This window comes from Mesorhizobium sp. LNHC229A00, assembly GCF_000502415.1.
Classification (GTDB): Bacteria; Pseudomonadota; Alphaproteobacteria; order Rhizobiales; family Rhizobiaceae; genus Mesorhizobium.
The window spans coordinates 103,579-126,488 of the sequence record NZ_AYWQ01000003.1 but is presented as its reverse complement, the minus strand read 5'-3'; the positions used below and the strand labels follow the sequence as shown (position 1 = coordinate 126,488).

17 protein-coding genes and 2 pseudogenes are annotated in these 22,910 nt (G+C 59.8%); 5 read left to right on the top strand and 14 right to left on the bottom strand.

Annotated elements, in window-relative coordinates; all coding sequences use genetic code 11:
• Positions 1-691 precede the first annotated feature (691 nt).
• Positions 692-1,036, top strand: a pseudogene (locus X742_RS01000000169815) (helix-turn-helix domain-containing protein).
• Here the strand turns inward: X742_RS01000000169815 and X742_RS1000000176470 are convergent.
• The 3 genes from X742_RS1000000176470 to X742_RS161985 all read right to left on the bottom strand — a co-directional run bounded on the left by X742_RS1000000176470 (position 1,033) and on the right by X742_RS161985 (position 2,560).
• Positions 1,033-1,338 carry a GNAT family N-acetyltransferase gene (locus X742_RS1000000176470; protein ID WP_280800185.1) on the bottom strand — a complete coding sequence of 102 codons (306 nt, stop codon included), beginning with the start codon at positions 1,336-1,338 and terminating at the stop codon, positions 1,033-1,035. The pseudogene X742_RS01000000169815 and the gene X742_RS1000000176470 sit on opposite strands and share 4 nt — an antisense overlap.
• The gene (locus X742_RS1000000176465; protein WP_280800184.1) at positions 1,259-1,630 is read right to left on the bottom strand and encodes a GNAT family N-acetyltransferase; all 372 of its coding nucleotides are present in this window, start codon (positions 1,628-1,630) and stop codon (positions 1,259-1,261) included. The genes X742_RS1000000176470 and X742_RS1000000176465 overlap by 80 nt, the downstream gene beginning before the upstream one ends.
• Before the next feature lie 75 nt (positions 1,631-1,705).
• On the bottom strand, positions 1,706-2,560 hold the full coding sequence (locus tag X742_RS161985; RefSeq protein WP_023770954.1) for a hypothetical protein: 855 nt from the start codon (positions 2,558-2,560) through the stop codon (positions 1,706-1,708).
• A gap of 174 nt (positions 2,561-2,734) precedes the next feature.
• Between X742_RS161985 and X742_RS161990 the strand changes: the two genes are divergently transcribed.
• Positions 2,735-4,150 (top strand): adenylate/guanylate cyclase domain-containing protein, encoded by a 1,416-nt coding sequence (locus X742_RS161990; RefSeq protein ID WP_023770953.1) that lies wholly within the window; start codon positions 2,735-2,737, stop codon positions 4,148-4,150.
• A gap of 130 nt (positions 4,151-4,280) precedes the next feature.
• Here X742_RS161990 and X742_RS161995 read toward each other — a convergent pair whose 3' ends face one another.
• The 8 genes from X742_RS161995 to X742_RS162030 all read right to left on the bottom strand — a co-directional run bounded on the left by X742_RS161995 (position 4,281) and on the right by X742_RS162030 (position 15,277).
• Complete coding sequence (locus X742_RS161995; RefSeq protein WP_023770952.1) at positions 4,281-4,760, bottom strand: class I SAM-dependent methyltransferase; 480 nt, start codon at positions 4,758-4,760, stop codon at positions 4,281-4,283.
• A 175-nt stretch (positions 4,761-4,935) separates the two neighbouring features.
• Positions 4,936-6,117, bottom strand: a complete 1,182-nt coding sequence (locus X742_RS162000; RefSeq protein ID WP_031247738.1) for an ABC transporter permease — start codon at positions 6,115-6,117, stop codon at positions 4,936-4,938.
• Positions 6,114-7,112 (bottom strand): ABC transporter permease, encoded by a 999-nt coding sequence (locus X742_RS162005; protein WP_023770950.1) that lies wholly within the window; start codon positions 7,110-7,112, stop codon positions 6,114-6,116. Before X742_RS162005 ends, X742_RS162000 begins: the two co-directional genes overlap by 4 nt.
• A 2-nt stretch (positions 7,113-7,114) precedes the next feature.
• On the bottom strand, positions 7,115-9,013 hold the full coding sequence (locus X742_RS162010) for an ABC transporter substrate-binding protein (protein WP_023770949.1): 1,899 nt from the start codon (positions 9,011-9,013) through the stop codon (positions 7,115-7,117).
• Positions 9,010-10,905 (bottom strand): ABC transporter ATP-binding protein, encoded by a 1,896-nt coding sequence (locus X742_RS162015; RefSeq protein ID WP_023770948.1) that lies wholly within the window; start codon positions 10,903-10,905, stop codon positions 9,010-9,012. The genes X742_RS162010 and X742_RS162015 overlap by 4 nt, the downstream gene beginning before the upstream one ends.
• 163 nt (positions 10,906-11,068) lie before the next feature.
• Positions 11,069-12,409, bottom strand: coding sequence for an adenylate/guanylate cyclase domain-containing protein (locus X742_RS162020; RefSeq protein ID WP_023770947.1), 1,341 nt, complete (start codon positions 12,407-12,409; stop codon positions 11,069-11,071).
• Between the two features lie 252 nt (positions 12,410-12,661).
• On the bottom strand, positions 12,662-14,005 hold the full coding sequence (locus X742_RS162025; protein WP_023770946.1) for a nucleotide sugar dehydrogenase: 1,344 nt from the start codon (positions 14,003-14,005) through the stop codon (positions 12,662-12,664).
• A 111-nt stretch (positions 14,006-14,116) separates the two neighbouring features.
• Positions 14,117-15,277 (bottom strand): DUF3095 domain-containing protein, encoded by a 1,161-nt coding sequence (locus X742_RS162030; protein WP_023770945.1) that lies wholly within the window; start codon positions 15,275-15,277, stop codon positions 14,117-14,119.
• A 92-nt stretch (positions 15,278-15,369) separates the two neighbouring features.
• On the opposite strand from X742_RS162030, the gene X742_RS162035 reads away from it, so the two are divergent.
• The gene (locus tag X742_RS162035) at positions 15,370-16,458 is read left to right on the top strand and encodes a glycosyltransferase family 4 protein (protein ID WP_023770944.1); all 1,089 of its coding nucleotides are present in this window, start codon (positions 15,370-15,372) and stop codon (positions 16,456-16,458) included.
• Positions 16,455-17,219: a polysaccharide deacetylase family protein gene (locus tag X742_RS162040; protein WP_023770943.1), complete on the top strand. Its 765-nt coding sequence runs from the start codon at positions 16,455-16,457 to the stop codon at positions 17,217-17,219. The genes X742_RS162035 and X742_RS162040 overlap by 4 nt, the downstream gene beginning before the upstream one ends.
• Before the next feature lies 1 nt (position 17,220).
• On the opposite strand, the gene X742_RS162045 is transcribed toward X742_RS162040, so the two are convergent.
• The 3 genes and pseudogenes from X742_RS162045 to X742_RS0136250 form a co-directional block, all read right to left on the bottom strand.
• Complete coding sequence (locus X742_RS162045; RefSeq protein ID WP_023770942.1) at positions 17,221-18,075, bottom strand: MBL fold metallo-hydrolase; 855 nt, start codon at positions 18,073-18,075, stop codon at positions 17,221-17,223.
• Positions 18,076-18,252: 177 nt separating this feature from the next.
• Positions 18,253-18,702 (bottom strand): cyclic nucleotide-binding domain-containing protein, encoded by a 450-nt coding sequence (locus X742_RS162050; RefSeq protein WP_023770941.1) that lies wholly within the window; start codon positions 18,700-18,702, stop codon positions 18,253-18,255.
• A gap of 83 nt (positions 18,703-18,785) precedes the next feature.
• Positions 18,786-21,511: pseudogene (locus X742_RS0136250) on the bottom strand (ABC transporter ATP-binding protein).
• 572 nt (positions 21,512-22,083) lie between these two features.
• On the opposite strand from X742_RS0136250, the gene X742_RS162055 reads away from it, so the two are divergent.
• Positions 22,084-22,755 carry a class I SAM-dependent methyltransferase gene (locus tag X742_RS162055; RefSeq protein ID WP_031240451.1) on the top strand — a complete coding sequence of 224 codons (672 nt, stop codon included), beginning with the start codon at positions 22,084-22,086 and terminating at the stop codon, positions 22,753-22,755.
• Positions 22,756-22,910: the final 155 nt, after the last annotated feature.

Sequence of the window (22,910 nt, the reverse complement as noted above, 5' to 3'; positions counted from 1 at the left end):
TTCGCGCAGGATCGANGTCGAGGGCCTTGCCGATCTCTTCGGGCTCCATAGTTACACCGAGGCGCTGATGCAGGACTTCGCGCAGGATCGAACGGGCAGCGATCGCCGGGCCCGATGCAGGCCTTGCCACCGGCCGCCACAGATGGCGGGCGTAGTCGGAAACCGGAGCATTCCAGTTTTGCTCGATGTCGCGCACGACTTCCGGGCAGAGCAGCGACAGCACGGCCAGAATTTCCACCGGAGGCGCCGGGGTTGGATCAAAAACGCCTGTCATCATTTTCGTCTACCCGCTTCCGGGGCAAACGCCAAGTGAGAGTGGATCCGGCACGCATTGTCTACGTCAACCCCATGGACTGGTCGCGAGATGAGGCATTGAGCCTCGGATTGCGTGTTGTCGCTGTCCCGGCACTCCGAGGATACCTGCTGTCGACCGCCCTCGTGTCGCCAGCAGCGTTGGTCGAAGGTCCGCCGTCAGACCAAGAAAGCCGCCGCCGGACCTCAGTCTCGCGCACGAAACCCGCTTCGGGGGAGGGTCGCCTGAATCTGAGATGGAATGACTTTTCATTGGGCCTTGAGGGGTTAAAAATTGCGATCTGATCATGGGGTTGCCTTCAACCACAGGCACTTGCCATGGCTAAGCCTCGTCGCCAGTGCAGTTAGTGTCAGCCGCTTCTTGACCTGTTTACATAATGTGATTTCTGAATCTGAGGCTCTGCGTGACATTGGAGGGCTTCTCAGGCGGGCAGAGGCTCTCTGCTGCCATGACACAGGAACAGATCGCTGATCTGGCAGGGATCTCGCGCCTTCGCTATCGCGACATCGAAACCGGAGCCGCTGCGGCACGTGCGACAACGCTCATGAATATTGCTCGCGCGCTCGGTCTGGAAATGATGTTTGTTCCGCAAGCTGGGTTCCAGCCGTGCAGACCCTGCTGCGCTCGCATGATGAAGACGATCCACTCGCTGGATGTACGATGGCGAGACCAAGGCCGGCGCGTGAGTCGGCTGAACACCTAAGGCAAAACAGCGGATCTTAGAACCGCAGCCGGGCCATGCTCAGGAGGTCGCGGTACTGCCCGTCGGTAAAACCGGCCTTCACATGCCGGCCTTCGACCTTGAAATCGTGGCTGGTGTAGAGATGGATGGCCGGTTCGTTGTCGACATAAACGCTCAATTCGACCCGCTTCAAGGCGCGCCAGTTGTCGGCCACGTCAAGCAGTGCGCCAAGGATGGCAGAGCCGACACCCTTGCCGACAAAGTCATCGTCTAGGCCGATATTGATCTCGCCGATATGCGAACGGCGCGGCGAGCTTTGCACNACCCTTGCCGACAAAGTCATCGTCTAGGCCGATATTGATCTCGCCGATATGCGAACGGCGCGGCGAGCTTTGCACGACCAGGCTGCCATGGCCGACAACCTTGCCGTCCAATTCGGCGACGATCCAGGTGGTTTCCTGGCCGGACTTGGCGATGCGCCGCTCAACCTGATCCACCGTCTCGAAGGGCATCCTGAACGTGCCCCAGCGGAAGCCAGGCATGTTGAAGATAGCGCAAAGCGCCTCCGCATCGCTTGGCCGGACGGCCCGGAGCTGCGGCTGGATCTTCTCGGATGGCGAGGTCGTGCTGGTCATGGCGTTCCCGGCGAAGGCAATCGGCCCGGCACGATGCACCGAACGTCACCTGAAAATCCAGCGGTCTCTGCAGCCCTATGCTGCCGTTTGCGAACCAAAATACCAGGAGGCGGTGTAGAGTTTGAAGGCGCCGCTGATGCCGATCCAGCCGAAAAGGGCGAGCCAGCCCAAGGTAGCAGCCGCCGTCCACTGGATCCGGTGCACCGCGCCGTCGGTGATAACGAGGCCAAGGATGGAAAGCAGGCCGACCAGAAACTGCGCTAGGCCTAGCACCAGCAATTCTTCGCGCGGCGCGCTTTTCCAGATGAGATAGGTGCCGCCAGCGCCGGCGAGGAAGATGGCGCTGTAGACCTGCGCGTGGAAAGGATCGACGGTCCATGGCCAGGTGCTGCTGACCATCAGGGGAAACAGCAACATGCCCAAACCATAGAGCCCAAGGATCGCCGTTTCCGCCAACATGTAGCTGCGCCATGCCGGGCTTGTGGTCACGCCATTTGCTGACGGACGGCCCCTGGCCCGCCACAGGAACAACCCGGATACTGCGACCGACCCAAGGTAGACCAGAAACCACAGCCAGGTCGCTTTTCGCTCGAGGTTGAAATAGCCGAGATTGATCAACGAAACCCCCGACACTATGAGGGTGAAGATGAAGGCCATGACCAGCACGAGCCTGCCCGGCGACCAGCGATTCCAGAACAAGAGCGCCGCCATCACTGCCATTTCGGCGGTGTAGAAGCCGCCGAGAAAGCGGGCACTGAACGGCGTGACGGGCCAGGGCCAGCGCGGCTTGACCAGCGCAGGCGCGAAAAACAGGCCGGCGCCGACGATCAGAACGATTATGACCCCTGCCGAGAAAAGCCGTAGCGCCGCGGGAAATGGCGGGTTGTCGGATGTCGGCACGGGAGAAAGCCCCATAGATGAATTCGCCATGCACCATCATAGTGCCGCTTGCGGTCGGTGAAAATCCGCCGAATACAAATTGAGCTGTCATCAGATCTATCCATTCGAATGGCCGTTCGATCCCTTTCGACGTAAGATGGAGTGCGCGGACCGAAGACCGGTCCGGCCAACACGCCTCGAGGCGCATTTTCCGGAGCCTGCACGATGACCGAAGCTCAGGATCTGTTCTCACTTCTGCGGCAATCGACCGATGTCGATCCGCAGGCAATCGACGCGATCCGGCAAACCATCGCCGAGGGCAAGGACCGCGAGCTTTGCCGCATCAATGCGCTGGCCTTCGCCAGCAAGAATGGCCTCGACGAGGAACGCGCCATCAGCGCCTTTCTGCATGCAGCGCGGGTGGGCATCTTCGACATCTCCTGGAATGTTCTGTGCCCCGGCTGCGGCGGCGTGCTCGACACCAACGCCACGCTGAAAACCATGCAGAAGGACGAATATACCTGCGCGCTGTGCTCCGAGGGCTATTCGCCAACCCTCGACGAGATGGTCGAGGTAACATTCACCGTCAGTCCACGCATACGCAAGATTGCCGCCCACACTCCACATGAACTGCCGTTGGTGGAATATCTCCGCCAGATCTACTTGGCGTCCGGCGCCGATCTGCCGGAAGAGGATTTGGCGGAGAAGATGGAAGCGTTCTCGCTGGAGGATATCGAGCTTGCGCCCGGTGAAAAGGCGGTGCTGCCCATACAGCTTCCGTCTGAATTCGTCATCGTGTTCGAGCCGGTCACGCATTCAGCGCAGTTCATCGACGTTAAGGGCGAACCAACAAGGGAGCGCCGAAGCCTCTCCTTGGTTTTCGACCGCGACCATGTCCAAAACCAGACGTTGGAGATGCAACCAGGCCCTTTGCGCATTTCCCTGGAAAACAGGACCGACACCCGCGTGCTGCCGACGGTCTTCATCGCCGGTCACGCATTGCATGATTTCCTGGGCAAGCGCCGGCCCTTCCTGACCGCCAAGCGCCTGCTCACCAACCAGACGTTTCGTGATCTCTATCGCACGGACACGCTCGACATCAACCAGCGGCTGAAGATCACCAGCCTGACCTTCCTCTTCACCGACCTGCGCGGATCGACCGAGCTTTACGAGCGGGTAGGCGACCTTTCAGCCTTCGATCTGGTGCGCGAGCATTTCCAAGTGCTGCACGAGATCGTCTCGGCGGAGGCGGGCGCGGTAGTCAAGACGATCGGTGATGCGGTGATGGCGACCTTCGCGACGCCTGATCGTGCGGTTGCCGCGGCCCTCAGGATGCGCGATGCCATGCGTGGGCTCAATGGAAAAAGCGGGCGCGAGGACCTGCTGCTCAAGATCGGAGTCCATGCCGGCCCTTGCATCGCCGTGTCCATGAACGAGCGGCAGGACTATTTTGGCCAGACGGTCAACATTGCTTCACGGGTCCAGAACCTGGCCAACGCACAGGCGATCTTCGCCACCCGTGCGGTGGTCGACGACAATCTCACCGCCGATCTGTTGCGCAGGAACGCGCTGACGCCCGTGCCTCACGAAGTCTCGCTGCGCGGCATTGAGCGGGAGATCGCGGTGTATACAATCCCGTGACGAATTTCAGAGCAATTTCAGGACAAGCGTGAAACGGTTTCCCGGAAAAAGCGCGTAACGCTTTCGCTTGGCAAATGCGTTAAAAACAAAGAGCTGGAGCAGCATTTCCGTGAAGCGCGCTTACGGCCGCTCACAAGCGCTTGCAGAGGAAATAACGATCGGCGGGCTCCGACGTCGGCGCTGCAAGGCGTTGCAGCAGCGGGTGGTCGAGCGGCGTGCCACTGACAGCGAAGCCGCCAACGCGAAGCAGGCTGGCGATCAAATCGGGAAGCCATGTGGCGGTCACTGCATCGCGGTCATCATAGCCGGTGCCGATGTCGGCATGAACAAGGGCGGCGTCGATGCCAATGAACTTGCGTCCCGTTTCGCGTATTTCGCCGAGCACGAGGTTTTCAGCTTCGGGAATTGAGCTGGCGTGTGCGCCGACTTCGCGGTCGAACACCACGATCCGGCGCCCGGGCAGGCGTTCGCGCAAATGGTGGAACGTACGGCCATTGCCGAGGCCGAGCTCGAGCACCAACCCTTCCATCTTCGCCACCTCGGGGCAGACGTAATCGAGAATGTCACGCTGTGCGGTCATCCTGCTGATGAAATTCTCGAGACGACTCATATGCTTTTGTGTGTCCTGAACCAGATAAAGAAATCGGTAATGCCCGCGATTAAACTCCGATCACGCCTCGCCGCATATAGAGGCCGACGATGGACACTGCAACCACCAAACAGGCTGCCAACGAGGGTCGTACCGGGTGGACTTGGCGGCCCGGCGGGCGTCGGAATAGGCGATGTCATTTGTATGGGTCTGCGGCGTCCCGCAAGCCGTCGCCGAGGAAGTTGAATGCCAAGATGACGAGAACAACGGGCAACATCGGCAAAAGCAGCCATGGATAGAACGCGATCACGCTGACGCTGCGCGCCTCGGTCAGCAGGATACCCCAGCTGGTTGTCGGTGGCCTCAGGCCCAGCCCCAGGAAGCTCAGTGCCGTCTCGCCCAGGATCATGCCGGGTATGGAGATCGTCGCCGTCGCGATCAGATGCGACATGAAGCCGGGAATGAGGTGCCGCCCGATGATGCGGCTGCTCGTGGCGCCCATCAATTGCGCGGCCAGAACATAATCCTCCTCGCGCAAGGCCAGAAGCTTTGAACGCACGGCCCGCGCCAGTCCGGTCCAGTGGATCAGCCCGAGGATGACGGTGATGCCGAAATAGATCAGGATTGGACTCCAGGTTATCGGCATGATCGCGGCCAGAGCCATCCATAGCGGAATGCTGGGAATCGATTGCAGAACTTCGATTATCCGTTGAACAATCAGGTCGAAGATGCCGCCATGATAGCCGGCCAGTCCGCCGATGACGATGCCGAGCAGGAAGCTGAAACTGATGCCGATGAGGCCGATTGTCAGTGAAATGCGTGCGCCATAGATGATGCGAGAGAGCACATCGCGCCCCAGCCTGTCGGTGCCGGCCAGAAAGAGCTGGCCGTTTTCGGCAGGGCAGACGAAATGCGTGTCGCCTTCGACCAGGCCCCAGAACCGGTAACTGTCGCCCTTGCAGAAGAAACGAATACGCTGAACGTCATCGTGCTTCTCGCTGTAGTTCCGCTTGAGTGTGTCCATATCCAGCGTCATCTGGCGGCCATAGACGAACGGCCCAACGAACTGCCCGTCGTGGAACAGGTGCACCCGCTGCGGCGGCGAATAGATGTAGTCCATGTTGCGCGTGTGCAGATTGTAGGGCGCCAGGAACTCGCAGATCAGTATCCCGAAATAGAGTGCCGCAAGGAATATTCCGGACACAAGGGCAAGCCGGTGCATCCGGAATTTCCACCACATCAGCCGCAACTGCGACGCCTGAAACACCTTCGACTGCTCCGACGTCATCGCTTCGACCGACTGCAGGTCAAAGGGGGCGATGGAAACGTAGTGTTGCAGTGGAGCACCCGGAGCGGGCAGCGGCGATTGCGTGTTCATTTGGTGCTGCCGCCCTGTAGACGAATTCGCGGATCAAGTAGCGCCAGCGCCAGGTCGGAAATCAGGACGCCGATGACCGTGAGGAAGGCGAGGAACATCAGGAACGACCCTGCCAGATACATATCCTGGCTTTGCAGTGCTCTGATCAGCATTGGCCCGGTCGTTTCCAAAGACAGCACGATCGCGGTGATTTCGGCGCCGGAGATGATGGCCGGCAGGATAGAGCCGATGTCGGAAACGAAGAAATTGAGCGCCATGCGCAGCGGATATTTGACCAGCGCCTTGAAGGGATGAAGGCCTTTGGCGCGCGCGGTCACGACATATTGCTTGTGCAGTTCATCGAGCAGATTGGCGCGCAGCCGCCGGATCATGCTTGCCGTGCCCCCGGTGCCGATGATCAAGACCGGGATCCAGAGATGGGCGAGGATCGACTTGGCCTTGGCCCAGCTCATCGGCTCGCTGAGATATTGCGGGTCCATGAGATGGCCGACGGACGTGCCGAACCAGATATTGGCGAAATACATCAGGATCAGCGCCAGCATGAAATTCGGAATGGCAAGGCCGAGAAGGCCGAAGAGAGTAAGCCCATAGTCCCCCCAGCTGTATTGATGTGTGGCGGAATACATGCCGATCGGAAAGGCGATGAGCCAGGTGAAGATGATCGTGACGAAGGAAACCAGCACGGTCAGCCACATTCGGTCGCCGATGACGTCGCGAACCGGCAGCTCATACTCGAAGGAATAGCCGAAATCGCCATGCAGCATTCCTCCGACCCAGTAGAAGTAGCGAATGACCGGCGGCTTGTCGAAACCATATTCCTTCCGCATCATCTCGATGCGATCGGAATCCACCGCCTCGCCCTGAGCCCGAAGCTCGGAAACGTAGCTATCGAAATAGTCGCCTGGGGGAAGTTCGATGATAGTGAACACCAGCGCCGATATGATCAGCAGGGTTGGAACCATCACGGCGATGCGCCAGACAATATATCGAAGCACGCTCAGGACTCTCCAAGCCAGAATGTATCCAGCATATAGACACCGAAATAGGCGGTCGGGTCATAGCCGTAGAGTGCCTTGTCAGGCAGATTGCGCAGCCGCGAGGATACAAGTACCGGCTGATGCGTTCCGTTCACAGTGCCGATCGAAAACACCTGATCGGTGTAAATCGACAGCATCGAATTCCAGATTTCGGCGCGCTCGGTGGCTCCGGTCGATGCGTTCCACCGCTTGAGCAAAGCCATCAACTCGACCACCTCAGGAAGATCGGGCGCCTCTCCCATCGTGCCATTAGACAAATAGTGAGCACCCCAGAGCGGCCATTGGAGCTGGTCGTCGATGGTGGGGGCCAACTGGTTCGGGTTCATGTCGGCGGTCGGCACGCCATTGTCGATGCCCGACCACATCGACATCATTATCTGTCCGCCAAGTGCGCGGCTGCGGAAGATGTCGCGCTGTGAAGTTCGGATGAACAAAGCAATGCCGATCTTGCGCCAGTGATCGGTGATGAGTTCGAGCGCGTCGGTTTCCAGTGTGCTTTCGCCGGCCGTTTCCACGATGATTTGCGCCGAGCGTCCGTCGGGAAGTATCCGCAGCCCGTCATCGTCACGCGTCTTAAGCCCGACCTCGTCGAGCAGGGCATTGGCCTGGTCGGGATCATGGGCGATCCAGGCTTTCGCGAATTCCGGCCGATAGAGAGGGCTCTCCGGCAGCACCGTATCGGCACTTTCCTGCGCCAACCCGTAGAACACGGCCAAATTGATCTCGCGCCTGTCCACAGCGAGCGAAAGTGCGCGGCGCACGCGCACGTCTCGAAAAAGGCCGCGCCACACCTGGTCGGAGCAATTCAGATTGGGCAACAGCGCCAGCCGCGAACCCTGTGTGCGTTTCCAAAGGTGCATCTTCACCGGGTAACGCTTTTCGGCATCCTTCAGGAAGGAGTAATCGCTGAAGTCAATTCCCATGCATTGCAAGTCGCTCTCGCCCGCACCGGTCTTGGCGGAAATGATCGCCGAGGAGCTGACATTCATAACGATCCGGTCGACATAGGGCAGTTGCCTGCCATTTTCGTCTGTTCGATGAAAGAAAGGGTTCCGCTCGAAGACGAACTGCTCGGCCGGCGGCTTGGTGCGGTTCTGCCAGGGATCGAGCGTCGGCAACTCCGGATTCTCCGGACGGTATTGCCGCGACATGCGGATATGCAGGAGCGTCCATTTCTGGGCCCGGTTCTCCTTCATCAGGCCGGCGAGCCGGAATGGATCCTGGTACTTCTTGTGGAACTGCTTGAGATAGGCGGCCGGCAGGACAAGCGATAGCGGCGAAGCGGCAGCGAGCTTAGGCAGGAAGTCGGGATTGGGCGCATCCCAACTATAGCGGACCGTCAACGGATCGACGATCTCGAAACGTGGCGGCTTGCCGTCCGCCATCAGGGCGGGCGCGAGCCCGCCTTGCGACAGCTCATCGTTCAGCCAGACATCTTCCCAGCAATAGCGAAAATCCTCCGACGTCAGCAGGCTACCGTCGGACCATTTATGCCCTTCCCGTATCTTGAACGTGAAGACCCGATCATCCGCAACGTCGAAGCGCTCGAGAATGTCGGGTTGCAAATTGAGCTTTTCATCATACCCGACCAGGCGAGAATACCCATAAATCGTCATCAGCCGAATATCTTTCTGGCTGCCGATGATCGTGCGCAGCGTGCCGCCATATTGGCCGGGCTGCCGGCCCATCGCAGCGAGATTTATCGCGCGCGGGTTCTTGGGCAAGCGTTCGGCGAGGGCCGGCAGTGCCCTGGCCTTCAACAGCGGCTGAAGAAATTCCGGCTCCAGATCGCCAGCGCGCACCGTGCCCGGCAGAAATGCCGAAGCCATGAGCCCAAGGACGGTGCGCCGGCTGATCAAGGGCGTAACTCGCTGACATTGGCCGAACGTCGGGCCAGCACGAGGTGGCCGCCGCCAAGATCGAGCGGCGACAGCACATCCTCGTTGCCCTCGTCACGGAATTGCGGTCCCCATGCGCTGCTGTCGGAAGCGCCGCTGAGCTTCAGCGTCTTGAAATCCATCGGCCTGTCGAGATCGGGGAAAGGTACTGCGGCGACCAGCGAGCGCGTGTAGGGGTGGATCGGTTTCCTGAGCAGAATTTCGCGCGGCGCAAGCTCGACGATACGCCCGCCGCACATCACCGCGATGCGATCCGCCATATAGTCCACCACAGCCAGGTTGTGGGATATGAACAGGTAGGTCAGGCCCAGTTCCTTCTGCAGGTCCTTGAGGAGGTTCAGGATCTGCGCCTGGACAGAGACGTCGAGCGCCGAAACCGGCTCGTCGCAGATCAGGAGTTCGGGTCCCAGGGCCAGCGCGCGCGCGATGCCGATACGCTGACGCTGCCCGCCGGAGAAACTGTGCGGATACCGCTTGATGAAGCGCGGATCGAGTCCGATTGCCTGCATCAGGCTCTTGACCGTGGCGAGCCGGGACGCGGCATTGCCACGTTGATGGATTTCCAGCGGTTCGCTCAGGATGTTTTCCACCGTCATGCGAGGCGAAAGCGACGAAACCGGATCCTGAAAAACCATCTGGATCTTCGCGCGCAGCAGGCGCAGGGCCTCTCTCTCGCCTTCCAAGACGTCGATCGGTCCATCGCGGCCATTGAAGATCACAGAGCCACCGCTGGGGGTGACAGCCCGCATGAGGATCTTGCTGACAGTGGTTTTGCCGCAGCCGCTTTCGCCGACCAGACCCAGGCACTCGCCCCGCCTGATATCGAAGCTCACGCCGTCCACGGCGCGAATAGAGGTTTGCTGATTCCCGCCGAACCATCCGGACTTGCGGGTGGTGTAGACCTTTTCCAGATCCCTGACCGAGAGCAGGATGTCGTCCGCCCCTTTCGATCCCGGCGCCGTCTGCTTGCCGAGCAGGTTCTCGACATTCACCGGCACCTCGCGAAGCGCCTTTAGCCGTTCGCCAGGTTTCAGGTCGAAATGCGGAACAGCTGCCATCAGGCCCTTCAGGTAAGGGTGACCTGGCCGGCGGAATATCGCCTCGACAGGTCCCGCTTCCATGATCTCGCCATGGTAGATGACGACCACCTCGTCGGCGACATTGGCGACCACGCCGAGATCGTGGGTGATCAGCAGCATCGCCATATTCAGCTTGCTCTGCAGCTCGCGCAGCAATTGCAAGATTTGCGCCTGGATGGTGACGTCCAACGCAGTGGTCGGTTCGTCGGCGATCAACAGGGCGGGCCGGCAGATAAGCGCCATGGCGATCATGGCGCGCTGACGCAATCCTCCTGAAAGTTCAAAAGGATACATGTCATAGGCGCGCTTGGGATTAGGAAAGCCGACGAGGCTGAGCATTTCCTCGGTCCGCGCTTTGCGCTCTGCCCGAGCCATGGGCGTATGAATCTGCAGGGATTCGCTGACCTGGTTGCCGATCGTGTGCAGCGGCGACAGCGATGTCATCGGCTCCTGAAAGATCTTGCCGATGCGGCTGCCTCTCAGCGCCCGGATCTCGGGTCCATCGCGCGGCATTTGCAGGATATCCTGCGTCGTGCCGGGCTTTTCAGGATCCGAAAATAGGATACGGCCGCGAACATGGGCTGTCTTCGGCAAAATGCCCATCACTGCCTGGCTGAGAACCGATTTCCCGGAACCGGACTCGCCCACAAGCGCGGTCACCTTGCCGGGCAGGACGCGAAGATTTGCGCGCCTGACGGCATGCAACGGTCCCCCGATGATGGCAAAAGAGATGCCAACATCCTCGATCCGCAGTAGATCAACGCCCGAATTCATTTTCACCCCAGCCCTACTGCTGCCGACCCTGCCGGGCGGCAGACCCAGAAAGCGAGACTAGCGCATTGCCAGCCTAGAGCAACTTGGATTCGAAACGGGCGCCAGTGGCGCTATCCGGCGACAGGACAGCATACCAAAGGCATTCGGATCAGATTGAGGCGGGCTACTGGAGCTTCCTGGGGTCGCCCGGCGACAGCCGTGCTGCATCGCGATGAAGCAGCATGACCTGCTCGGCCTCCGATCTCCGGTCGTAAATCGGCTCCAGCGCACCATCCTCATCGAGTGCGAGAGCGCCCGACAGATCGGGTGAAAGCACCGTCAGCTTCTGCTTGAGCCCCGCCAATTCCTCGGTGCCGAGCGTCAGCCAGCTGTTGGCGCCGCAATAGCTGGCGAACTCCTTGCTGGCGAGAACGCGGTGCGGATATTTCTTGGTCAGGGTCTGGAGACGCTGGACCTCGTTTACAGCCGAGCCAAACACAGAGAAGGTGAGCCGATCGGTAAGCCCGACATTGCCGAACATCACGTTGCCGACATGCAGGCCGATGCCAAATTTTATATCGGGCAACCCCTTTTCCTTTCTTCGCAGATTGAGATCGATCATGCGCGCAGTGGCCTTGTGCGCTGCCGCCAGAGCAGACTGGCAGGCGATCTCGGACTGCGAGCGATGCCTTTCGCAAGGGTAGACGGCAATGAAGCCATCACCTATGAAACTCATGATCTGCCCGCCCTTGCGATTGAAAGGTGCAGCAATGGCGTCGAAAAACTGGTTCAGCGTATCGATGTAGATTTCGCGGCCGGAGGTTTCGGCAAGCCGTGTCGACCCGCGCATATCGGCCATGACCAGTGCGGCCCGGATTGTGTCGCCCTCGCCGCGCTTGATCTGGCCGTCCAGCACGCGTCTGCCGGCGTCCCCGCCGAGATAAGTGGTCATCATGTTGTCGGCCAGCTTCGTGAGCACCGCCATCTTGGTTGCGATGGCGAGATGGTTTTGGATACGCAGCAGCGCCGAAATCATGCTGTCGCTGAAACCTGAAGCACTGTCGGTGGACCAGGAGCCGATCATTCCCTGACTGGTATTGCCGTTGAAGGGGTGGACGAAAGCCATGTAGTCGGTCACGCCCATCAGCCTGAGTTCATCGAAAACAGGAAACTCCGAGGGGACCGACGGGTCGAGCCGACGCCGCAGATGGTCGAGCTTGTTGCTGAGCAGATGGTAGTAGGGGCTGGTCAGGAACCTGTCGGAATGAACGCCGTCCTTTTTGCGGAAGCCTTCCACTTCCATGCCTTGGCCGCGGAGCCAGGTGAAGCCAAGCGCGTCATAAAGCGGATGAAGCATCGAAAAGCTCAAATGCACCCGCTTCAGCGGCAGGCCGGCAGCAGCCAGCCGCTCGCAAAACCCCTTTACCAATGTTTCCAGTTCGTCGCCCGCCAACGCCGACTGAGTAAGCCAGTCGGCAACCTTATCCATGAGAATTGTGGAAATTTCTGCTCGCGTCGTGCTCATGCCACCTCGAAACCCGTCGAAGACGGAACCATTATCCTTCGATCCGCCATAACACAGTCCGCCAGCGACCCAAAGATACCCCGAAGTCAACGGTTGGGTGCGGCCGCGACGGCGAAGGAACCTTCTGAATGACTGTCCTTGCAACCAAGGAACAGGCTTAACTGCATTCATGCCCTGCGTTATGTGGCGAAGCTGCGGCCGGAGTGAAATCACGATCCTGACATCGTGCGAAAGTGGCCGGCTGGGGCGCCGTCAGGCCTTCACCACCGTCTCTCGGAGCAGCCCGAGACGGCCAAAAACATTGCGTGTGTCGACGATCAGAATGGCGTGATCAGCGATTACCTGATAGTCGATCGCGTCATGGTCGGTTGCAACGACGACAGCATCGAAATCCTTCAACGCCGCCTCGGTCAACTCGAGCGAGCGGCGCCCCCTGATGGCCATATGCTCCCGTGTGGTAGGGATCTCGGGAACGTGCGGATCGTGGAATTCCGCCTTGCCGCCGCGTTCCTCGATGAGTTCAATGAGTCGCAATGAGGGGCTTTCGCGGATGTCGGGCACATTCTTCTTGTAGGCGAGCCCGATGATGAGAATGCGCGAGCGGCTGAGCGCCTTGCCGCGGCGCCGGTCCAGCGCTTTGGCAAGTTCATCGACCACGTGACGCGGCATGGCGGTGTTGATCTCTGCCGCCAGCTCGATGAAGCGGGTCGGCAGTTCGTATTCGCGCGCCTTCCACGTCAGGTAGAAGGGATCGATCGGAACGCAGTGCCCGCCCAACCCGGGGCCAGGATAAAAAGGCATGTAGCCGAAGGGCTTGCTCTTGGCCGCCTCGACCACCTCCCAGATGTCGATACCCATGGCGCCGAGCACGACCTTTAATTCGTTGACGAGGGCTATGTTGACTGAGCGGAAGATGTTTTCCGTCAGCTTGACTGCCTCGGCGGTCGCCGTGCTGGAAACCGGAACGACGGTTTTGACCACCAATTGGTAGAAAGCCTTGACGAGCGTCGCCGCGTCAATGCCGTCACCTGCCACGATCTTGGGGATCGTCGCGACTTCAAAGTTGCGGTTGCCGGGATCCTCGCGTTCGGGCGAGAAGCCGAGGAAGAAGTCTATCTTCGACTGCAAGCCGGTTTCTTCCAGTATGGGCTTAATCACATCGTCGGTGGTGCCGGGATAGGTGGTAGATTCCAGCACGACGAGGTGACCGAGACGCAGATGCTTTGCGATGACGCCAGTTGTGTTCCTGACAAAGGACAGGTCCGGCTCACGGTTTTTCGTCAGCGGTGTCGGAACGCAGATGATGATGATATCGCAGCTTGACAGTTCGGCAAAATCCGCCGTGGCGCGGAACCGTCCACTCGCCACGTGGCCGGCAAGGGCTGTCGACGTCACCGCCTCGATGTAGGATTGGCCGTTGTTCAGACTCTCGACCTTCTGGGCTTCGATGTCGAAGCCGAAAACCGGGAAGCCGGCGCGTGCGACCGCAATTGCCAGCGGCAACCCGACATAGCCCAATCCGATCACGCCGACTTGCGCGGCGTGCGTCGAGATACGGTTCAGCAGACGGTCATATGCCGATCGTGAAGCGCCCAAAATCTGCTTTCCCGTTAATTGGGACAGGCTGGCCGCTGCCAGGCGCGGCTTACCAGTCCCAGGAACCATGGCCGAGGCATATTTGGGAAAATGGATTCTCGCAAGCCGTCATCAGACCGGCAACTTTGCCTTCAGGTTTGCGGCCGCCATTGCATAGCCGCCGGCGGCACCATCTATGAAATGAACGTGGTCGCGGTGCAGCGGCGAGGCGACGAGGCATGTCATCAAGGCCGATTTCTGGCGGTGCAGGCCATAGTTGCAGATGCCCGCCTCTTCCGCCTGTTTGAGCCGCTTCTCGATCCGTTGCAACACATCAGCGTCAACGTCGATGGTCATCTTCAGGCCGTCGTCGAATTTCCGGAAATCCGAATTGCTGGCCACTTCGCGTTTATAGATCTTTGGATCGAAACTGCCGATTGTCCAGCCATATCTGTCGGTGACGGCCGTAAGCGCCATCAGGAACACTATCCACGACTTCGACAGCCACCGCAGTCCTGCCGGCGCCGTCGCCCGCGCCTCAATATCGAGGCCGGCGGGCAGCAAGCTGTAACCCGGCCCGTTCACCGGCACGGGGTGGCCACCGCGTTCCTGCCTGGCGGCAAGGGCAATGATGTCGGACGCCAGAAACTGAAAACCGCGCAGGTCGCGCGACGAGCCCGGTGTGGCTATGATCGAGACGATTTCGCCGTGCCGGGTTTCGATCGGGTTCCAGCGGCAGGACAGGCCGGTCAGATCCGGCCGTGCGCCGGCCGCAGCAGGATCGATGCGGTAGCGCCCCGCTTTCATCTCGGCTTCCGCCCAACTGCCACCGCCGCCGGCGAACATGGCATAAAAGACGGCATCTGATGCTTGGAACCTTGCCACGCGAACGTCGAGGCCTTGCGCTCGAATATCCGCTATCGGCACGATTGCGGCACGCAGGGTTAGGTCCAGTTCGTCCGCCACCCATCTCTGGACAGCCGCCAGCGCCTTGCGGGTGGGCTCCATCGCCGAGCCGGGAAAGGCCACGAGCGCCCCGTCGCCGCCGAAGACAAAGGGAAGATCTTGCCGACCTAGCGCATTGAGCAGGGCCGAAATGACACTGGCGCCGGCCATATTGACCGTTTTATAGCGTCCCGTCTCGATCGCCTTGGTCGAGCCGACAATGTCGGCTGTTGCCAGCGCCCAGCCATCGGGGAGAGGCCGATAGTTGTCGATGTCGGCCACGCTTTCGAACTTTGCGAAGACCGGCAGAGAAGCGACAAACGGGTCCGAGGCGGCAGCTGTTTCCATGAGCATCAGATAGCACATTCCGCTGCTTGAAGGTGCAGTCGATGATGCTTCGAAATTGACTTGCGCATGCTTTCCGATGATAGGGTCGCGCAATGCGAATTGCCTTCTACGCGCCGCTGAAGTCACCCAATCATTCCGTTGCCTCCGGCGACCGCCAGATGGCACGCATGCTGGTCAAGGCGCTGGAGCATGGAGGACACAGCGTCGAACTGGCATCCGAATTGCGCTTCTATCTACGCGAACCGGAGCCGAAAAGTTTCGATGCGCTCAAGATAGAGGCCCGAGAGGAAGCCGCGCGGCTGGCCCGGCTTTGGGACCGTGACGGCAAGCCCGATCTATGGTTCTGCTATCATCCCTATTACAAGGCGCCCGACCTGATCGGGCCCGAGTTGGCGTCGACCTTTGATGTCCCATATGTGACAGCGGAAGCTTCCTATTCGAGGCGACGCAATGCCGGTTTGTGGGCTGATACGCAAGCGTTGGTGGTCCAAGCCGTCGAACAGGCGGCGCTGAACATCTGCTTCACGCAAAGGGATCGTCAGGGATTGGCAGATGCGATACCCCAGGTCGCTCTTCATATGCTGTCACCCTTCATCGACACATCGGTCTTCCATGAAATGCCGGCACGAGGTTGCCCGACGCGCCTCGTTGCTGTTGCCATGATGCGACCGGGCGACAAAGTCGAAAGCTATCGCATGCTGGCGCAAGCGCTCGGTCAGATCGGCCATCTGCCCTGGACCATGTCGGTCGTCGGCGACGGGCCTGCCCGTGAGGACGTCAAGGCGCTATTCGCCGGCTTTGCCGCCGAGCGTATCGAATGGCTTGGCGCGATTGACCCAGCCGCCGTGCCGGATGTCCTCTACGGTGGAGGAATTTACGTCTGGCCGGGTTACGGGGAGGCCTATGGCGTTGCCTATCTTGAAGCACAGGCCGCCGGCCTTCCGGTGGTGGCTCAGGACATCGCCGGCGTGCCGGAAGTTGTACGAGATGGCCAGACCGGATTTCTCACCCCGCCGCACGATGTGGCGGCCTTCGCTTCTGCCATTGAAAGGCTTCTGGCCCGTAAAGACGAGAGAACCATCATGGCTGAAGAAGCCAGACGTTTCATCCTTGAAGAACGTTCCCTCGACGTTGCAGCGGCGCATCTGGCCGAACTTCTTCCGAAGATCTCGGTCTCATGACATCGTCCGATCGGATCTGGCAGCCCTTGGTGGAAGAACTGGCGGGCCGGCAAGGGGCGGGTCGTAAGTCAGAGTTCTGGCTGCGCGACGATGATGCCGTGGATCCTATGCCCGCGCTTGATCGGCTGCTCGACCTCACCGGTGAATTCGCGGTTCCTGCCACTCTGGCCGTCATTCCGGCTTTCACGGATGAGAAGCTTGTCGCCCGGCTCGACGAGGCGCCGCATGCCACAGTCGCCATCCATGGCTGGGCGCATCGAAATCATGCGCCCGAAGGCCAGAAAAAGCAGGAACTCGGCGCCCATCGGCCACGCGAGGCCGTCCTCGATGAATTGGCTGGCGGGCTGTCGCACTTAACGGACCTGCACGGCGCGCGCGCCGTCCCGATGCTCGTGCCCCCCTGGAACAGGATCGACGCCGACCTCGTATCCGACCTTGGATCAATAGAATTTGCGGCGTTGTCGGTCTTCGGGCCGCCGAAGCCGGCTCCACTGGCGGTCATCAACAGCAATGTCGACATCATGGATTGGCATGGCACGCGCGGCTGTCGCGATCACGGCCTATTGGTCCAGGCAATCATCGCGCACTTGCAGCATGCATTCGATGACGAACCGGTCGGCCTGCTCACGCATCATCTCGTACATGATGAATCGGCGTGGCGTTTCCTTGAACGGCTGTTCACAGTCACTGCACAAATCGAAACCTGCGCATGGGTTCCAATCAGGACATTGATCGGGCGCTGCGCAGGCAGAGGAAAATAGCTCAGCGCTCTTTGTGCAACGAGACTGGAAATTCGAGGGTCAGCCCATCCCGCGCGGCAAAAGCGCCAGCAAACCTGTCTTTGGCCAGTTTCTCGATCTCATCCAGTTCCTCGTCGGTGCGTGTCGCATCGTGGTGAAACAGCGCAAGCCCTCGCGCACCGGCCGCCCCACAGAGTTTGACCCCCTGTTGCCATGTCGAGTGCCCGTTGCCGCGGCGGCGTTCCATTTCCTCATCGGTGTAGGTGCAGTCGTAGATGACGAGGTCGGCATCTTCGATCAGGCCGAGCACCGTGCGATCGAGTTTGTCGGGCTCATGCTCAGTGTCTGTGATCACCGACACGACGCGGCCGCCCCATTCGACCCGGTAGCCGATGCAGCCGCCTGGGTGAACAAGACTGCCCGTCCGGACCACCACCCCTTCGCGCGGCCGAAGCACGTCTCCGGACACGAAGTCCCGGTAGTCGAGGCTTGCCTTGCAGACCTCCAGCTTCACTGGAAACCAAGGCGGCCGCATGAAAGCATCGACCATTTGCCGCGTCGTCATGCGCCCTGCAAGATGCCCGGACCAAAGCGTAACCGTGACGCTCCGGTCGTAGATCGGCGCAAAGAACGGCAGCCCGATAATGTGATCGTAGTGGCAATGGGTGAAAAGTAGGTCGAAATCGGTCACGCCCAACGTCCGAAGCGCCCCGCCGGCAGGCCGCATGCCAGAGCCCGCGTCGAACAGAAGCGTATGCTTGCCACAGCGCATCTCAATGCAGCTTGTGTTGCCGCCATGGCGAGAGAATTCTGGCCCCGATACCGGGATGCTGCCGCGCACCCCCCAAAACCTGACCAGGAAAACGTCGTCGTCCATGGTAGCCCCTTCGCAGTTCCCGTCGCTCATCGTAGCCAAACAACTGCCGCTAGAGCAAATTCAGGAAAATTGTGAACCGCTTTCCGCCCGGAACGAGGCCAGACCGGTTTTCCCAGTGACCTTTTCAGCAAGAGGCCCGCGCTATGATTACGGGAAGCATCGACCGCGGTTCATTCGCTATTTGGCACTTCGTGCATCGATCAGATCGGCGGTGGTGTGGCTTAGGCGATCGGCAAGAACCCGCAATATCTCAATGGTCATTTCGGGGGACTCCTTCATGAGCCTCAGGAAATGATCCTTTCGGATTCTCAAGGCTTCCAGCTGACTTGCCGCTCTGACGGTGGCAGTGCGCGAGCTGTTGCAAAGTATGGCGATCTCGCCAACAATTGAATTTGGCACCATTTCGGCTACTTTTATCGGCCCTCTGTCGGAATCGACCAGAATCTCTGCCCTGCCTGAAAGGATGACATAGGCGGCATCTCCCTCGTCGCCCTGCCGGAACAGAATCTGGCCCGCGCCGTAGCTCACGCGATCGGATGTGAACGCAAGCAGTTTGAGCTTTGTCAACTCGATGCCAGAAAACAAGGGAACGCGTTGCAGCATTCCAACTTCATCCTTGAGCAGCATTGTCGCAAACCTCAAAATTAGCGTTTGCCAGACTAGAGCAACACGCGCCCAGATGGAATTGGTTCCGCATCCGCGACGTCCCTCTACGACACCAGTTCCTTGAAGACACCGTTGCCTGCCAAAAGTGTCTCGTGTGTTCCGTCTTCCACCAATTCACCCGAGTCGAAGACGATGACGCGATCGAACATCATCGCCATTGACGGATTCGTCACGACCCACACAATTGCTGGCGAATGGCCGTCGCGCCTGGCTTCCTCGAGCACGTTTCGCAACACCCTATCTTGCATGCGTTGATCGAGCGCCGATAGCGGCCGGTTGAGAATGAGAAAATCGGGACGCTTGAGCAGGGCTCGGGCAACGTCGAGCTTCTGTCGCTGTCCACCGGTCAGCCGCCTGCCGCCGGCCCCGACGTTGAAATCCAGGCCGACATTGAGAAGTTCGCCATAAAGCCCCAGCTCGTCAAGAATGTCATAGAGGATTGAGCGTATGCGGTCCGGCGCGTCGGGGTGGTTGTTGCCCACACGCCCGAACAGCACATTGTCCATGACAGTAGCCGCGGCGATGTATTTGCCCGGATCATACCGTTCGATCGCGCTATGCAGCTCGGTCGGCAGGTTTTCATAGAACCGGTTGCGGGCAGTGACGATCTTGCTCATCAGTTCATCGCTCAGCAGGCCGAAGCGGTGCCGGGGCTCGATATAGGCAAAGCTCAAGCTGACGATCATGGCGCGGTCGGTCTCCGAAACCGCCTCGTAGGGACGGTTCTTGAGTCGTTGCAGCAAGGTTTCGTAGGCCGGTATCTCCTCGGCGCTCATGAAGGCGAGCTGCTGGAAAAACTGGTGATCGGCTGGCAGGTCGGCAAAGAGCTCGATCGCCTGTTCGGCGATTTCCATGCCCATTTCGTAGAGCGTGCGGTCGAGGCCGGCTTGATTCAGCACAGAAGAAAAATAGGGGTTGGCCGCCAGCGCCCTGTCCGCCAGTTCCGGGCCGGCCGCAGCGCCGAAGAGCAGGTTCTGGCCGATGGTCGCTTCCTTGTTGTAGGCGCCCGGTTCGAAGGGAACCACCAGTCCGCTCAGCCCTTCCTGTTCAAGCCGGGTTCGCAACGCCGCTCGCAGTTCGACGATCCGCCTGGCAAGTTCCGTGTGACGTTTGAGGTCGGCCGACGAGCGCAAGCCAAGATCCAGAATGTCGCGCGACAGAACAACCGCGTCGAGCACCCGGCGCACGGCTTCAAATAGGTCGTGCGGGCCGGTGGCCCCGGCGGAAGCATAGTTGATCCAGTCGCTGCGGATATCAAGATCTGGATTGCCCGACCGGTGCGCCTCTTCCATGTCCCAGCGGTGCTGGTCTGCCGCGGCACCGTCATAAGTCACCGGTGTCATCGGCGCATGCTTCAATCCGTAGAGCAAGTTATCGCGGAGGCTTGCCTGGAACAGGAAAACATCCGACGAGGCATACGACATGCGCCGTCCGGTAACTGCTTCGGGGAGTTCAAGCAGGTCGTCGGAACCCGAAGCGATCCTTCCGCTGTCGGGCCAGTTGAGCCGCGCGAAGGCTTCTGCAAGCGCTTCGGCTCCGCCTGTTGCGGTGCTGACCAGCGCCACCGTCTCACCCGGCTTGACCTGGAGGGAGACACGGTTGAGAAGCATCGCACCGCCATCGTCTGCTATGGACAGACCGATCGCCGACAGGGGTTTGGTCATCGGATCGGGATCGTCGATCGCCAACGCCCCAATTCTAGGCTCAATGAGACCCTCCACGGTGAACTGTTCAACAACCTGCTGATATTTGACCTGGACATCTTGCCGATCCTGATCCCAGTCGATCAGTTCCTTCATCGGTCCCGGCAGATCCTTGTAGGCGCCGATCACGGCTACGAGTTGGCCGACGTCCAGCCGACCCTCAATGGCTAGGTAGCCGCCGATCATGTAGAACAGAAAGGGCGTGAGCTGCGCGAGAAAATTATTGAGGAACTTTACCATGAATTTCCATTGGTAAAGATCGAAGCGGATCTTGAATATGAGCCCGAGCCGGGCAGCTATATCGGCACGCTCATAGTTTGATGTGTCGTGGACGTGAACCGCGCCGATACCGTCGACGATTTCGCCAACCCGGCCCGAAAGTGCGCGCGCCGTCAATTGCCGTTGGCGCCCGAGCACGATCAGCCGCCGCCGCATTCGCGGGATGAGCACGATCTGGATCGTCACGATCACGACCGCTATCAGTCCGAGCCAGACGTTCTGGACCATGATGAAGAGCATGGCCGTCAGCGCCTGACCGCCGAGCAGTACCGGCTGCAGGAAGGCATCGCCGATAAAGCCGCCCAGCGGCTCCACCTCGTCCTTCACCATGGTCGCCACTTCGGCGGATTTCACCCGCTTGAAATAAACCGGCGGAAACCGCAGCACACGATCGACCAGATCGAAGCGGATACGCCGCAGCATGCGTTCGCCGAGACGGCCCTTGTAGGTGTTGATGTAGAGTTTAAATAGGCCGTTGATGACGACCAGGAGGAGAAACACAAGGCTCAGGGCAAACAGCGTCGCCTTGCGGCCGAGCTGAAAACCGGAGAAGAACAGGACGTCGCCAAGNACACAAGGCTCAGGGCAAACAGCGTCGCCTTGCGGCCGAGCTGAAAACCGGAGAAGAACAGGACGTCGCCAAGGAACGGCAGGCTATAATGCAGCCTCATGAATGGCTGGGTCGCGCCCACTTGCTCGAAGCCCTTACCTTGAATTGGGCCGTTGACGATGAGCTTCGGCAGGTCGAAGGACATGAAATACGGGACCATCGAAAGCACGACGATCATCAATATCCAAAGCTGCNGAAACACAAGGCTCAGGGCAAACAGCGTCGCCTTGCGGCCGAGCTGAAAACCGGAGAAGAACAGGACGTCGCCAATGAAGGGCAGGCTATAATGCAGCCTCATGAATGGCTGGGTCGCGCCCACTTGCTCGAAGCCCCTACCTTGAATCGGGCCGTTGACGATGAGTTTCGGCAGGTCGAAGGACATGAAATACGGGACCATCGAAAGCACGACGATCATCAATATCCAAAGCTGCTGCTTTTTGGTGTGCGTCCAGATATAGCGGGCGAGACTGGGTTCCATATGCGGCCGTGGAGCCTTCAGTTGGAAGGATGGGGGATGAAGAAGCGGCTACCGGCGCATGGCGTATCGGCAATTTCTTCGTCGCCGATGACAAGCTCGAACATGCAGTGCACGAAAGACGCCGATTGTCCCGACAGATGCAGTCGGCTCTCTCCGGCACCGGGCAATGGCGAAGCGGCTAACAGCATAATCAAATCCCCGGATCAAAACGGCCTTGCGGGGGGCAAGATTGCGTTGTGTCGCCCGAACTCCCACCATACAAGACGAATATGATGGATGTCACGCAACCACGCAATGCCGGCATGGACTGGCGCGAGCAAGCCTTGGACCTCACGCGCGGAATTGCGGCCTATGCCGACCGTCCTCTCGTGGCAGGGCTGGCGCGCGTCATCGCCCAGCATCCGAACGCCGATATAGGCAACGCCTTCAACCACAAACAGGTCGCCTGCAAGATGTGGGCGCTCGATAGGCTGTTCGAAAACAGCGGCGGGCGCTTCGGGCGAATATGGGTTCTGGGTGGTTGGTATGGCGTGTTGTCGGCAATGTTTTTCAACGATGCCCGCTTCGACATCGCAGCGGTTGATAGCATCGACATCGATCCCGAAGTCGCGCCTGTCGCCCAGACGTTAAACCGGGATGCCGGCGACCGGTTCCGGGCCCTGACGGCAGATATGTACGCACTCGACTATGCGGCCGGGCGTCCCGACCTGACCGTCAATACGAGCTGCGAACACATAGCCGATCTGCCCGCCTGGCTTGCTCTGCTTCCGCAGGGGACGACTGTTCTGCTGCAATCGAACGATTATTTCAGCGAGCCAACGCACGTCAACTGCGTGGCTTCGTTGGCAGCCTTCGAAGCAATGGCGGCGCTGCGGGAGGTGCGGTTCTCCGGCGAGCTGCCCACCAAAAATTATACGCGCTTCATGCTGATTGGAACGGTCTAGCTTTCGCCCAACCGCCTAGCGGTTTTCGATCCATAAAACACGCCGTGGAGCGCGTCGCACGAAGCTCACCAGAAGCGACGCGCGTCAGAGCAAATCCAGGAAAATGTGAGCGGCTCTCTGTCCGGACTTGCGTCAAGACAAAGAGGTAGAGCTGT